This window comes from Streptomyces sp. NPDC042002, assembly GCF_055588305.1.
The window spans coordinates 225598-239583 of record NZ_JBVJCT010000003.1 but is presented as its reverse complement, the minus strand read 5'-3'; the positions used below and the strand labels follow the sequence as shown (position 1 = coordinate 239583).

At 72.4% G+C, this 13986-nt stretch carries 7 protein-coding genes; 2 read left to right on the top strand and 5 right to left on the bottom strand.

Features of this window, described 5'->3' with window-relative positions:
• Positions 1 to 219 precede the first annotated feature (219 nt).
• Complete coding sequence (locus ACZ6KY_RS06350; protein WP_469309164.1) at positions 220 to 477, top strand: glutaredoxin family protein; 258 nt, start codon at positions 220 to 222, stop codon at positions 475 to 477.
• A 68-nt stretch (positions 478 to 545) separates the two neighbouring features.
• Here ACZ6KY_RS06350 and nudC read toward each other — a convergent pair whose 3' ends face one another.
• The 5 genes from nudC to ACZ6KY_RS06325 form a co-directional block, all read right to left on the bottom strand.
• Complete coding sequence (nudC, locus tag ACZ6KY_RS06345) at positions 546 to 1493, bottom strand: NAD(+) diphosphatase (RefSeq protein ID WP_469309163.1); 948 nt, start codon at positions 1491 to 1493, stop codon at positions 546 to 548.
• Between the two features lie 95 nt (positions 1494 to 1588).
• A complete protein-coding gene (locus ACZ6KY_RS06340; RefSeq protein WP_469309162.1) occupies positions 1589 to 3001 on the bottom strand; it encodes a dipeptidase in 1413 nt (470 codons plus the stop codon).
• Positions 3002 to 3011: 10 nt separating this feature from the next.
• The gene (locus ACZ6KY_RS06335; RefSeq protein WP_469309161.1) at positions 3012 to 6644 is read right to left on the bottom strand and encodes a UvrD-helicase domain-containing protein; all 3633 of its coding nucleotides are present in this window, start codon (positions 6642 to 6644) and stop codon (positions 3012 to 3014) included.
• Between the two features lie 194 nt (positions 6645 to 6838).
• Positions 6839 to 10246, bottom strand: coding sequence for an ATP-dependent helicase (locus ACZ6KY_RS06330; RefSeq protein ID WP_469309160.1), 3408 nt, complete (start codon positions 10244 to 10246; stop codon positions 6839 to 6841).
• Positions 10247 to 10494: 248 nt separating this feature from the next.
• On the bottom strand, positions 10495 to 10860 hold the full coding sequence (locus ACZ6KY_RS06325; protein ID WP_469309159.1) for an MGMT family protein: 366 nt from the start codon (positions 10858 to 10860) through the stop codon (positions 10495 to 10497).
• Positions 10861 to 11045: 185 nt separating this feature from the next.
• Here ACZ6KY_RS06325 and ACZ6KY_RS06320 point away from each other — a divergent pair, with 185 nt between their 5' ends.
• Positions 11046 to 13901, top strand: coding sequence for a lysylphosphatidylglycerol synthase transmembrane domain-containing protein (locus ACZ6KY_RS06320; RefSeq protein WP_469309158.1), 2856 nt, complete (start codon positions 11046 to 11048; stop codon positions 13899 to 13901).
• The last annotated feature ends 85 nt before the right edge of the window (positions 13902 to 13986 follow it).

Below are 13986 nucleotides of genomic sequence, written 5' to 3'. Positions count from 1 at the left end.
GCCGTGTGCGCCGGGGTCGCATCTCGGCCATGCCCCGGACGTGGTACCCCTCCCCTGCGGGGGTCGTCGCGCCTACGGCGCGCTCGCAGTGCACCACAGTGCGGCGAGCATCACGTCTCGGCGGGCGCCCCGGATACCCCCTACGGGAATGGTGACCGGGTGACCTGCGTTCCACTTGCAGCGACCACGCACCCGAAGCCGTGAAGGAGCGCATGAGACATGCAGGGAACTGTGACGATGTACAGCACCACGTGGTGCGGCTACTGCCGTCGGCTCAAGGGCCAGATGGACCGTGAGGGCATCGCGTACACCGAGATCAACATCGAGCAGGACCCGCAGTCCGCGGCGTTCGTCGAGAAGGCGAACGGCGGCAACCAGACGGTTCCGACGGTCCTGGTGGTCCCCGCCACGGGTGGCGGTGAGGTCGTCATGACGAACCCGAGCCTCGCCCAGGTGAAGCAGGCGCTCAGCGCCTGACCTCCCGCACGCACGGCAATGCCCCTCTGGTGAGTCACCAGAGGGGCAGCGTCATGTCAGGGGCGCCCTCAGGCGGTGTTCCCCCGCGTCGGCAGGGGCTTGCCGTACCAGAGCTCGATCAGGCGGGCCGCGATCGAGATTCCGTAGGGGGGCAGCACTTCCCCGGACTCGAAGGCGGCTCGCAGGTCTTCCCGGGAGAACCAGCGGGCCTCGTGGATCTCCTCGCCGTCGACGTTGATCTCCGACGAGGTGGCGCGGGCCATGAAGCCCAGCATGAGACTGGAGGGGAACGGCCAGGGCTGGCTGGCGACGTATTCGACCGCGCCGACCGTGACGCCCGCCTCTTCGAAGACCTCGCGGCGTACGGACTGCTCGATCGACTCGCCGGGCTCGACGAAGCCCGCGAGCGTGGAGAAGCGGCCTTCGGGCCAGTGCACCTGGCGGCCGAGCAGGATGCGGTCCTCGTCGTCCGTGACGGCCATGATCACGGCCGGGTCGGTGCGCGGGTAGTGCTCGGCGCCGCACGCGGGGCAGCGGCGGATGTGGCCGGCGGCCGCGATGACCGTGCGCTCGCCACAGCGGGAGCAGAAGCGGTGCAGTCGCTGCCAGTTCTCCAGGGCGACCGCGTGCACCATCAGTCCGGCGTCGCGCGGGGACAGCAGGAGACCGGCCTCACGCAGGCCCGCCGGGCGGGCGGACTGGTCGATGCGGCCGGGAAGCGCGTCCTTCTGGAGTGCGAAGTAGCTCACCCCGTCGTCGTCCGTGCCCAGGAAATAGCGGTGCGCCTCCGTGAGGGGGGCCTCGAAGGAGGGCGTCATCAGCAGTTCGGTGGTGCCGTCGGCCGTCTCGTCGATGAGCACCTGACCTCCGGAGACCACGAAGGCGCGGGTCGTGGGGTGGCTCCAGGCCGCCGCGAGCCAGGCCTCGTCGAGCCGGTGATGGGCGGCCCGGTCGATGCCGCTCGGAGCGGTGAGCGAGATGGGACGGTCGGCGCTGTGGTCGGTCCAGGTGGTCACGGGTGCTTCCAACTCCCCCGGTGGAACGGTTATTTCGGCGGGCGGTTCAGCAGGACGGGCGTGCGGTGCGCTCTTGAGGGTGTGAATCGGCTTGTTCAGGGTGTGTCGCGCCAGTTCTCGGCCAGGTCGCCCCACAGGTAGGCGGTCGTTTCGACGCCCTTCATGAGGAGGTCGAGTTCGACCTTCTCGTTGGGGGCGTGCCAGCCGTCGGAGGGAACGGAGATGCCCAGGAAGAGCACCGGGGCACCGAGGACTTCCTGGAGGTCGGCCGCCGGTCCCGAGCCGCCCTCGCGGGTGTAGCGGATCGGCTGCTCGAAGGCTCGGCCCATGGCGCGTACGACGGACTGCAGGGCCGGGTGGTCCAGTGGTGTCAGGCACGGGCGCGTGGCCGGGCCGAACGTGATCTCGTGCCGGATGCCGTCGGGCACCTGCTCGGCCGCCCAGGCGCGTACGGCCTTCTCGATGTGGTCCGGGTCCTGCCCGGCGACCAGCCGGAAGGAGAGCTTCACCAGGGCCGAGGACGGGATGACCGTCTTGCTGCCGGCGCCCTGGTAGCCGCCGCCGATGCCGTTGACCTCGGCGGTCGGGCGGGCCCAGACGCGCTCCAGGGTGGTGTGACCGGCCTCTCCGTGGGTGGCCGTCGACCTGGCCGTGCGCAGCCACCGCTCCTCGTCGAAGGGCAGCTCGGCGAAGAGTTCGCGCTCGCGGTCGGTGAGTTCGGTGATGCCTTCGTAGAAGCCGGGTACGGCCACGCGCGCGTGCTCGTCGTGCAGGGCCGCGACCAGGCGGGCGACCGCGGTGGCCGGGTTGGGCACGGCACCCCCGAAGGACCCGGAGTGGATGTCCTGCCCGGGCCCGTGCAGGACGATCTCGCACTCGGCGAGGCCCCGCATGCCCGTGCAGACCGTGGGGGTGTCCTCGGACCACATGCCGGTGTCGGAGACGATCACGGCGTCGGCGGCGAGTCGCTCGGCGTGCTTTTCGACGAGGTCGCGGAAGTGCGGGGAGCTGGACTCCTCCTCGCCCTCGATGAGCAGTTTGAGGTGCACGGCCGGGGCGGTGCGCCCGGTGGCGGCGAGGTGGGCCCGGACGCCGAGTGTGTGAAAGAACACCTGGCCCTTGTCGTCCGCGGCCCCGCGCGCGTGGAGGCGGTTTCCGCGGACGACCGGCTCGAAGGGATCGGTGTCCCAGCCGTCCTCGCGGGCGGCGGGCTGCACGTCGTGGTGCCCGTAGACGAGGACCGTGGGTGCGTCGGGGTTCTCGGAGGGCCATTCGGCGAAAACGGCCGGGGCGCCCGCGGTCGGCCAGATCTCGCTGGTCGGGAAGCCGGTCTCCCGGAGTTTGGCGGCGAGCCAGTCGGCGCTGCGTGCCACGTCCGCGGCGTGGTCGGGCTGAGCCGATACCGAGGGGATGCGCAGCCACTCCGCGAGGTCGTCGAGGAAGGCGGCGCGGTGGGTCCCGATGTACGTACGGACGGTGCTGACGGCGTTGTCAACGGGCTTGCTCATGTTCCTGAGCCTATCCGCCCACAGAGGCGTGTTCGTCCGGCGGTTGTCCGGGAGCCCCGTCCTGCGGGCCCGCCGGGTCCTCGGTGAGCAGCCGCTCCAGCGCGGCACGGTCCGGGAGCTCGTCCGGTCGTACGAGCTCGCCGTCGCGGACGTACAGGAAAGCGGCCGTGACGGATTCCAGGGGCACACCCTGGCGCTCGGCCCAGCCCAGTCGGTACAGCGCGAGCTGGAGCGGGTCGGCGGTGCGGCCGTGGCCGGTCTTCCAGTCGACGATCTCGTACGTCGTCCCGTCGCCGTCGCCGTTCCTGTAGACGGCGTCGATCCGGCCGCGGACGACGCGGCCGGCGATCGCGAGCTGGAAGGGCACCTCGACTCGGTACGGGGTGCGGTGTGCGTAGGGAGTGCGTTCGAAGGCGTCCTTCAGGGCTTCCAGGTCACGCTCGTCGGCGATCTCCGTCTCGCTGCCGGGCAGCTCCTCGGGGTCGAGCATCGGCAGCCGCAGCTCTTCGAAGCGGGACTCCACCCAGGCGTGGAAGCGCGTGCCCCGGCGTGCGGCGGGCTGCGGGGGGCGCGGCATGGGGCGTGCGAGTTCCTGTGCGAAGCCGTCCGGGTCGGCGGCCATGCGCAGCAGCTGGGAGGCGGTGAGCGAGGCCGGCAGGGGTACGTGGGTGACGGTCGCGCGGGCGCGCAGGAGTTCTCCGGTCAGCGCGTCCAGGTCGCGGTCCCAGGAGGCGAGGGTGCGGGCCTCTTCGGGCGTGAGGCGCTCGCTCCCGGTCTCCTGGGGGTAGGGGCGGGGCGCCGGGGCCGGGCCCTGGGCCTGGTGCGGCACCGTCGGGCGGCCGCTCGGGCCGGCGGCCGGTCGCTTTCCCGGTCGTTCCGTCGTCCAGGAGTCCCAGTCGGAGTCGTCGCCCTCGGGCAGGGCGGTATCGGCGAGGTCGCCCTCCGGGAGGCGGTCCTCTGGAAAGCCGTCCTCGGAGAGCCCGTCTTCGAAGAACTCGTCTTCGGGGAGGTCGTCCTCGTCGTACGGAGGGATGCCGTCCCGCGACGGCGGCGGCCACTCCGGGTCGTCGTACGAGGAGGGGTCGTGGACGGCCGCTCGCCGATGTCCGTCGGCCCCCGGGTGGGCCTCGTCGTGGGACGCGACCAGCTCCAGGTGGGCGAGTACGGTCTCCGCCGCCGCGCGACGCAGGGCGAGGGCCGCGTCGTCGAGCGGGAGCGGCCAGGCATGGTCGGCGGCCGCCTCGTGCAGGGCCGGGTTCCCCTCGTCCTCCGCCGGCTGGTCCGCCCAGACCTCGATCTCGCCGTGTCCGGCCGCGCAGTGGTCGTACAGGGCGTGCAGGAAGTCCGAGGGGCCGCGCGTCCTCTTCTGGGAGGGGCCCCACCAGTGGCCGGATCCGAGCAGGAGCGAACGGGGGCGGGTGAACGTGACATAGCCGAGGCGCAGTTCCTCGGTGTGCTGGTGGTCCTTCATGGCCTCGTGGAAAGCCTTGATGCCCTTCGCGTTCCAGGCTTCGATGTCGGGCAGTGTGTCGGCGTCGCCGCGCAGCTCATGCGGCAGGACCTTGCCCTGGGAGGTCCATTTCTCGCGGCCCTGGCTGCTGGGAAAGGTGCCGTTGACGAGACCGGGGACGGCGACCACGTCCCACTCCAGGCCCTTGGACTTGTGCGCGGTGAGCACCTTGACGGTGTTCTCGCCGCCGGGCAGGGCGTTGTCCAGGCCCTTCTCGTACTGCGCGGCGGTGCGCAGGAAGCCGAGGAAGGCCAGCAGGCTCGCCTCGCCGTCGCCGGAGGCGAAGGACGCGGCGATGTCCAGGAAGTTCGACAGGGTCTCGCGGCGGCGGGCGGCCAGGGCGTGCGGGGACGCGGAGAGCTCCACCTCGAGACCGGTGACGGCGAGGACCCGGTGCAGGACGTCCATCAGCGGGTCGGCGAGCGAGCGGCGCAGGTCGCGCAGTTCGGTGGCGAGCCGCGCGAAGCGCACCCGCGCGTCCGGCGAGAAGGGCAGCCCGTCGTCGTCCCTCGCGGCCTCGATGGGCGTCTCCAGGAACGTGTCGAGGGCGTCCGCGAGCGATATCACCTCGGCCGGGTCGACCCCCTCGACGGCCGCGGCGAGCCTGCGGTCCGGATCGTCGTCGGCCCCCGCGCGCGCGTGGGACACGAGCAGACGGGCGCGGCGCCCTAGGAGAGCCAGATCGCGCGGGCCGATCCGCCAGCGCGGACCGGTGAGCAGCCGGACGAGGGAGGCGTTCGCCCCCGGGTCCTGGAGGACCTCGCAGACGGCCACGAGGTCGGCCACCTCGGGCAGGTGCAGCAGACCGGAGAGACCCACCACCTCGACGGGGATGTCACGGGCGACGAGTGCGCCCTGGATCTCGGCGAAGTCGGTGGCGGTGCGGCACAGGACGGCGATCTCGGCGGGTGCCGTTCCGGTGCGTACGAGATGAGCGATGGAGTCGGCGAGCCAGCCGATCTCCTCGGCGTGGGTGCGCAGCAGCGCGCAGCGCACCAGGCCGTCGCGCTCGGCTCCGGGGGCGGGCCGCAGGGCCTCCACGCCCGCGTGCATGGCGCGCAGGGGCTCCGCGAGGCCGTTGGCGAGGTCGAGGAGGCGGCCGCCGCTGCGGCGGTTCTCGCTGAGCGACTGACGGGTCGCGGGGCGGCCGTCGGGGCGCGCGAAGTGCTCGGGGAAGTCGTCGAGGTTGGCCACGGAGGCGCCGCGCCAGCCGTAGATCGCCTGGCAGGGGTCGCCGACCGCGGTCACGGGGTGTCCCGTGCCGGCGCCGAAGAGTCCGGCGAGCAGGACGCGCTGGGCCACCGACGTGTCCTGGTACTCGTCCAGCAGGACCACCCGGAACTCGTCGCGCAGGATCTCCCCGACCTCGGGACGGGTACTGGCCAGGGTGGCCGAGAGGGCGATCTGGTCGCCGAAGTCGAGGAGGTCGCGCTCGCGTTTCGCCGCCCGGTAACGGCCCACCAGCTCGGCGAGTTCCCGCCGGGCGGCGGCGGCCTCGGGGACCTTGCGCAGGTCCGCGTTGGTGAGTTCGGCGCTCTCCAGGGTGCGCAGCAGTTCGGCGTCGTAGGCGCGCAGGTCCTCCGCCCGTACGAGGTGTTCGGCGAGCTCGGAGTCGAGGGTCAGGAGGTCGCCGACCAGGTCCGGGAAGGATCGGGTCAGCGCCGGATACGGGCCGGTCGCCTCACGCAGCACGCGCGCGGCGAGCTGGTAGCGGGTGGCGTCGGCGAGCAGCCGTGACGTCGGTTCGAGCCCGATGCGCAGGCCGTGGTCGGTGAGCAGGCGTCCCGCGAAGGCGTGGTAGGTGGAGATGACCGGCTCGCCCGGCGGGTTGTCGGGGTCGATGACGTCCGGGTCGGTGACGCCCGCCTTGACGAGCGCCTTGCGGACGCGCTCGGCGAGTTCGCCGGCCGCCTTGTTGGTGAACGTCAGACCGAGGACCTGCTCGGGGGCGACCTGTCCGGTGCCGACGAGCCACACCACGCGGGCCGCCATCACCGTGGTCTTGCCCGAACCGGCTCCGGCCACGATCACCTGCGGGGCCGGCTCCGCGGTGATGCAGTCCGTCTGTTCCGGGGTGAACGGGATACCGAGGAGTTCCTTGAGCTGTTCGGGGTCGGTGATACGGGCGGGCATGTCGCAGAGGCTAGCGGCGTCCGCTGACAGCGGTGGCCACATTTGCGCCCTGGGCTGAAGAATCGCAGGTCAGCACATGTGGTGCCGTACGTCACTCGCTGACGTCACCGATTTCGGACCCACCTGAACCGGCGACCTGCCGAGCGTCGGAGAACCCGGGATCCGACCCCGCTCCGCGCCGCTGCGGGACCCGTCTACTCGACCACCTGCCGGCCCTCCGGCCGGGCGCTGCATGATGCCTGGAAGGAGCAGTGCGTGCAGTGTTGTCCCGTGGTCGGCGAGAACCGTTCGTCGAGGACCTTGCCGGCGGCGTTCGCCAGGAGGTCGCCGACCCATTCGCCTTCCAGCGGCTCCTGCGCCTGCACCTTGGGGAGGGTCTCGCCGCCGTTCTTCTTGGCGGCGCCCTGGCGGAGCTGGACCAGTTCGGCACCGCCCGCTTCGGGGCGTACGCCGTCGAAGACGTCGTCGACCGCGCCTTCGCCGACGGCGAGCTGGTAGACGGCGAGCTGCGGGTGGTGGGTCACCTCGGCGGCGCTCGGCGCCTGCTTGCCGGTCTTGAAGTCGACCACGTAGGCGCGGCCCTCGGTGTCGGCCTCGACGCGGTCCATGGAGCCGCGGATGCGTACTTCGTAGGAGCCCGCTTCGAGGGTCACGTCGAAGTCGTGCTCGCTGGCCACCGGCGTACGGCCGGTGCGGTCCATGACGTGCCACTTCAGGAAGCGTTCGAGCGCCACGCGCGCGTGCTCTTTCTCCTGCGCGGACTTCCAGGGCGCGTCGAAGGCGAGCGCGTTCCACACGGAGTCGAGGCGCTCCATGAGGACGTCGAGGTCGGCGGGGGTACGTCCGGACGCGACCTCGTCGGCGAGGACGTGCACCACGTTGCCGAAGCCCTGGGCGGCTGTCGCGGGCGCGTCGGCCTTCACCTCCCGCCCCAGGAACCACTGCAGGGCGCAGGTGTTGGCGAGTTGGTCGAGGGCGCTGCCGGAGAGCACGACGGGCTGGTCGCGGTCGCGCAGCGGGACCTTGCTCTCCGTCGGCTCGTACATGCCCCACCAGCGGTAGGGGTGCGCGGAGGGGACCAGTGGGCGGCCGTCCTCGTCGGCGAGCGCGGCGAGCCGGGCGAGGCGGCGGGCCGCGGCCTGCCTGAGGCTGTCCGAGACGCGTGGGTCGACCGTGGTGGCGCGCAGCTCGGCGACCAGCGGGGCGACGGCGAGGGGGCGGCGCGGGCGGCCGGTCACGTCCTTGGGTTCGACGCCGAGTTCGGTGAGGAAGCGGGAGGGCTGGTCGCCGTCGTCGGCAGGCGCCTTCACCGCGGTCACGACGAGCCGTTCACGCGCGCGTGTGGCGGCCACGTAGAACAGCCGGCGTTCCTCGGAGAGGAGTGCCCCGGGTGTGAGGGGTTCGGCGAGGCCGTCCCGCCCGATGCGGTCGGCCTCCAGCAGGGAACCGCGGCGGCGCAGATCCGGCCACAGTCCCTCCTGGACGCCCGCGACGACGACGAGGCGCCACTCCAGGCCCTTGGAGCGGTGTGCCGTCATCAGGCGTACGGCATCGGGGCGTACGGCCCTGCGGGTGAGCGTGTCGGCCGCGATGTCCTCGGCGTCGATCTCTTCCAGGAAGTTCAGGGCGCCACGGCCTCCGGTGCGCTCCTCCGCGCGTCCGGCGGTCGCGAACAGCGCGCACACGGCGTCGAGGTCCCGGTCGGCGTTGCGTCCGGCCGCGCCGCCGCGCCGGGCGGCCCGCTCCAGGCGCTGCGGCCACGGTGTGCCGTCCCACAGGTCCCAGAGGGCCTCCTCGGCCGTCCCGCCGCCGGCGAGACGCTCACGCGCCTTGCGCAGCAGCGCGCCGAGGCGCTGGGCCCCTCGCGCGTACGCGGGGTCGTGCGCGACGAGCCGCTCCGGCTCGGCCAGGGCGCGGGCGAGCAGGACGTCGGACGGCGGTGGTACGAGGTTTCCGCCGGCGCGCTCCTCCTCCCGCAGCGCCCGCCCCAGGCGCCGCAGGTCAGCGGCGTCCATGCTCGCGAGAGGCGAGGCGAGGAGGGTGAGCGCGGTCTCGGTGTCGAGCCAGGACGCGACGCGGACGTCGGCGGTGTCCTCCCGCGGGCCGGTGTCGGCACGCGGATCGGTGTCGCTACGCGGGTCGGTCTCGGCACGCGGGTCGGCGTCGGTGCGCGGGTCGGCGTCGGCACCGGGCGCCCCGTCCGCGCCCGTCTCCGCCCGGGCCACCGCCCGCAGCGCGGTCAGCAGCGGCGCGACGGCGGGTTCGTGCCGCAGGGGCAGATCGTCGCCGTCGATGTCGAGGGGCACGCCCGCCGAGGTGAGCGCCCGCCGGATCGTGGGGATCGTCCGGGAACCGGCGCGCACCAGGACGGCCATCTCGCCCCAGGGCACACCGTCCTCCAGGTGGGCGCGGCGCAGGATGTCCGCGATGTTGTCGAGCTCCGTGCCGGACGTCGGGTACGTGTAGACCTCGACGTGTCCCCCGTCCCGTACCGGGGACAGCTCGCGGTGGGCGCGCACCTTCTGCGCCGGCAGGCGGGTCAGCGGCATGCGCTGGGTGAGCCGGCGGGTGGCGGCCAGCAGGTCGGCGCCCGAGCGGCGGGACGTCCCGAGGACCTCGACCGGAGCCGGACGGCCGTCCACGCGCGGGAAGGCCTCGGGGAAGTCCAGGATGCCGTTCACGTCGGCGCCGCGGAAGGTGTAGATCGACTGGTCGGGGTCGCCGAAGGCGACGAGGGTGCGCCCGCCGCCGGCGAGGCCGCGCAGCAGCCGCACCTGCGCGGGGTCGGTGTCCTGGTACTCGTCCACGTAGACGGCGTCGTACTGCGCCGTGAGCCGCTCGGCGACCTCGGGGCGCCTGGCGAGGAGCACCGCGCGGTGGACCAGTTCCGCGTAGTCGAGGACTCCTTGCATGTCGAGGACGTCGAGGTACTCGGCGAGGAAGGCGGCCGCCGCGCCCCAGTCCGGGCGGCCGATGCGCCGCGCGAAGGCCTCCAGGGCGTCGGGGCCGAGCCCGAGTTCCCGGCTGCGGGCGAGGACCGCGCGGACCTCGTCCGCGAAGCCGCGCGTGGTCAGGCAGGCGCGCAGTTCGTCCGGCCAGCGCACATGGGCGAGACCCAGCCGCTCCAGGTCGGGCTGGCCCGCGAGCAGCTCGCGTACGGCGACGTCCTGCTCGGGGCCGGACAGCAGCCGCAGGGGCTCCGCGAACAGGTCGCTGTCCTGGTGGGCGCGGATCAGGGCGTAGCAGAAGGAGTGGAACGTGGTGGCCCTGGGCGCGCGGGCGGCTCCTATGCGCAGCGCCATACGGTCGCGCAGCTCGACGGCCGCCTTGCGGCTGAACGTGAGCACCAGGACGCGTTCCGGGTCGCCGCCCCGTTCGATCCGGGCGGCCACGGATTCGACGAGCGTGGTCGTCTTGCCCGTACCGGGACCCGCGAGCACGAGCAGTGGACCGCTCCCGTGGTCAACCACCGCGCGCTGGGCTGCGTCAAGACGAGGGGGATCCATCCGGGCCTGCAAGGTGCGCACCAGCCGGTACGCACCGCGGGCCCCCTGGCGCACCGATGGGTGCGTCAGGCGCCTGGTGGAAGAAGTGGAGCTCACGTGGTTCGCCGGTCCTGGTGGTCGTACGGATTGGCGGACTGCCGCGTGTGGAGGGCGGTGACCGCGGGGTGAGGGGGACGCGTGCCGATGACGCTACGCCGGTGCGGTTCACGGAAGGAGGGCTTCCGATTCTTCCCTCACGCCACGTGCGTCCCGTCCTTCACGAACGTACGGCATGTCACGGATGTGCCTCGTTTCCCTCATACGGGCCTCGCTTTCCCCTTCGGCCCCGTGAATGCCCGAAGCTGTCAGGTGTGACCTTCCGCGCGTTCGCCGCCGTCCCATCGGGCCCGTCTCATGTCGACGCGTGGCAGATGCCCATCGGAGGCCCGGCTCGCCTCCTTGAGAGGCGTTCCCTCGGCGCGGTAGTGGGCCAGCGCGTCCAGTTCGTGGCCGGGGAGCAGCACACCGTCGGCGCGTATGACACGCCACCACGGAACCGCTCCTCCGTAGAGGGCCAGCACCCGGCCCACCTGGCGCGGCCCGCCCACTTCCAGCCATTCGGCGATGTCGCCGTACGTCATGACGCGGCCGGGCGGGATCAGCTCGGCGACGTCGAGGACCCGCTCCGCGTACTCCGGCAGGGCGTCCGCCGGAAGGCTCTCCTCGCTCATCCGACCCATCCTGCCCCACCCCACCGACAATGTGCCGCGGCGGAGGCTGTGCATATTCCTCGCCACGGAGTGACGCTTGTAGCAGATTGCGCGCCCCGCATTTGCACCCTGATGCCCCCGTGTGTCGGTCGGGCATGCCACCATCGTGCGGGCGGTGACTGGTGATACGAGATCAAGAAGAGACCATGAGGCAGCAGGGCGTGCACCCCGAAGACGCGGAGGGGACCTCCGCTGCCTCGTCACGCCCGGACACCGGCGGCGCGGGCGAGAAGGAAACGCAAGACGGGGCGAGCGGGTCCTCCTCCGCGACGAGCGGGACGGACTCCGGCGAGACCGGGGACACCTCTCCTGAGGCCCAGGAAGCCCCCTCTCGGACCCGCGGGGACGAGGAGCGGCTGGTCAAGCGGGACACCGACTGTGCCGACGAGGTCCACGCCGACGAGGTCGAAGGCGACGAACCGCTGCTCCCCGCGCGCGTGCACCGCCCGTCCGACCTGATGCGGCTCCTGGTGGGCGTGCTCGCGATCGTGGTGCTGCTCGCCATCGCCGCGTTCGCGCACGGCACCACCTCGGGCCTCGAACAGGACATCAACAAGGGCACGGGGCAGGCACCCGATCTGCTGATCAAGATCGCGGGGCTGGCGTCGAGCATCGCCATCCTCCTGGTGCCGGTCGCTTTCGCCATCGAGCGGCTGATCAAGCGGGACGGGCTGCGCATCGCCGACGGCGTCCTCGCCGCGGTCCTCGCGCACGGAGTGACCCTCGCCACGGACCTCTGGGTCGCGAAGGGCGCCCCGGGCTCCATCCAGGAGGCGCTCACCCAGCCCTCTCCGGGTGACATCCACGCCCTCACCGACCCGGTGCACGGCTATCTCGCACCGGTCATCGCCTATATGACGGCCGTCGGCATGTCCCGCAGACCTCGCTGGCGCGGGGTGCTCTGGGTCGTGCTGCTCCTCGACGCCTTCTCCATGCTGGTGACCGGCTACACGACCCCGTTCTCGATCATCCTGACGGTGCTGATCGGCTGGACCGTCGCCTACGGGACGCTGTACGCGGTCGGCTCACCGAACGTGCGGCCGACCGGACGCACGCTGATGGCGGGCCTTCGGCACGTCGGCTTCCACCCGGTCAGCGCGGCCCGCGAGGAGATGCCGGAGACCGCGGAGAGCGGCGACCGCGGCCGCCGCTACTTCGTCACGCTGGAGGACGGCCCGCCGCTGGACGTCACGGTCGTCGACCGCGAGCAGCAGGCGCAGGGCTTCTTCTACCGCGTCTGGCGCCGTCTGACGCTGCGCGGCATCACCACACGCCGCAGCCTCCAGTCGCTGCGCCAGGCCCTGGAGCAGGAAGCCCTCCTCGCGTACGCGGCCATCGCGGCCGGGGCCAACGCGCCGAAGCTGATCGCGACCTCCGAGCTGGGCCCGGACGCCGTGATGCTCGTCTACGAGCACACCGGCGGTCACACCCTCGACTCGCTGCCCGACGAGCTGATCACCGACGATCTGCTGCGCGACACCTGGCACCAGGTGCAGGCGCTGCAGTCCCGGCGCATCGCGCACCGCCGGCTCGCGGGCGACTCGATTCTGGTGGATCGTTCCGGCAAAGTGATCCTCACCGATCTGCGCGGCGGCGAGATCGCGGCGGGCGATCTGCTGCTGCGCATGGACATCGCCCAGCTGGTGACCACCCTCGGGCTCCGTGTGGGCGCCGAGCGCGCGGTGGCGTCGGCGGTCGGCGTGCTCGGCCCGGACGCCGTCGCGGACTGTCTGCCCATGCTCCAGCCGATCGCGTTGACGCGCTCCACGCGCGCGACGCTGCGCAAACTCGCCCGGGAGCGCTCGCAGCGCGAACGCGAGGCGGTGCTGGAGGCCTCACGGCAGGCCAGACTCGCCCGCGCCGAGGCAGCGGCGGAGGAAGCGCCGGAAGCGGTCCCGCCCGTACCGGAGAAGACCGACAAGAAGGCCGTACGCGCCGAGCAGCGCGCCGAGAAGCGGGCGATCGACGAGGCCCTGGACGAGGCGCGCGAGGAGGATCTGCTCACCCAGATCCGTCACCAGGTACTGCTGATCAGGCCCCAGGCGCCCGTCGAGCCGGCCCGCCTGGAGCGGGTCAAGCCCCGCACGCTGATCAGCGTCTTCGCCGGAGCGATCGGCGCGTACTTCCTGCTGACGCAGCTCACCCACATCCAGTTCGGGACCCTCTTCGACAACGCCGAGTGGGGCTGGGTCGCGGCGGCCGTGCTGTTCTCCGCGCTGAGCTATTTCGCGGCGGCGATGAGCCTGCTCGGCTTCGTGCCCGAGCGGGTGCCGTTCCTGCGGACCGCGGCGGCGCAGGTCGCCGGCTCGTTCGTGAAGATCGTGGCGCCCGCCGCGGTCGGCGGCGTCGCCCTCAACACGCGCTTCCTGCAGCGTGCCGGGGTACGGCCGGGACTCGCGGTGGCGAGCGTCGGCGCGTCGCAGCTGTTCGGGCTCGGCTGCCACATCCTGATGCTGCTGTCCTTCGGCTACCTGACCGGTACGGAGAAGACACCGTCCCTGTCGCCGTCCCGTACGGTCATCGCGGGTCTGCTGACGGTCGCCGTCCTCATCCTGGTGGTGACGTCGGTGCCGCTGCTGCGCAAGTTCGTCTCCACGCGCGTGCGGTCGCTGTTCGCCGGCGTCGTCCCGCGCATGCTCGACGTGCTGCAGAGGCCGCAGAAGCTCGTCACCGGCATCGGCGGCATGCTGCTGCTGACGGCCTGCTTCGTGATGTGCCTGGACGCGTCGGTCCGCGCGTTCGGCCACGAGGAGACGACCTCGCTCAGTCTCGCCAGTGTCGCCGTCGTCTTCCTCGCCGGAAACGCGCTGGGTTCGGCGGCGCCGACCCCGGGCGGTGTCGGCGCGGTCGAGGCGACCCTCACCGTCGGCCTGATCGCCATCGGCCTCCCCAAGGAGGTCGCGGCGCCCGCGGTGCTGCTGTACCGGCTGCTGACCCTGTGGATCCCGGTCCTGCCGGGCTGGCTGTTCTTCAACCATCTGACGCGCAAGGGCGCGCTCTAGGGTCCGCGCGGGGACCGTCCGTACGCTCCTCGGCCCAGCCGCGTACGGACGGTCTCGTCCCTGCCCCGCGCCCACCGGGTGCGAG

Excerpts from the sequence above, each read along its gene's own strand:
- ACZ6KY_RS06325 (WP_469309159.1), bottom strand. The coding sequence starts at position 10,860 with ATGAGCGAGGAGAGCCTTCCGGCGGACGCCCTGCCGGAGTACGCGGAG.
- ACZ6KY_RS06320 (WP_469309158.1), top strand. The coding sequence starts at position 11,046 with ATGAGGCAGCAGGGCGTGCACCCCGAAGACGCGGAGGGGACCTCCGCT.
- ACZ6KY_RS06350 (WP_469309164.1), top strand. The coding sequence starts at position 220 with ATGCAGGGAACTGTGACGATGTACAGCACCACGTGGTGCGGCTACTGC.
- ACZ6KY_RS06340 (WP_469309162.1), bottom strand. The coding sequence starts at position 3,001 with ATGAGCAAGCCCGTTGACAACGCCGTCAGCACCGTCCGTACGTACATC.
- ACZ6KY_RS06335 (WP_469309161.1), bottom strand. The coding sequence starts at position 6,644 with ATGCCCGCCCGTATCACCGACCCCGAACAGCTCAAGGAACTCCTCGGT.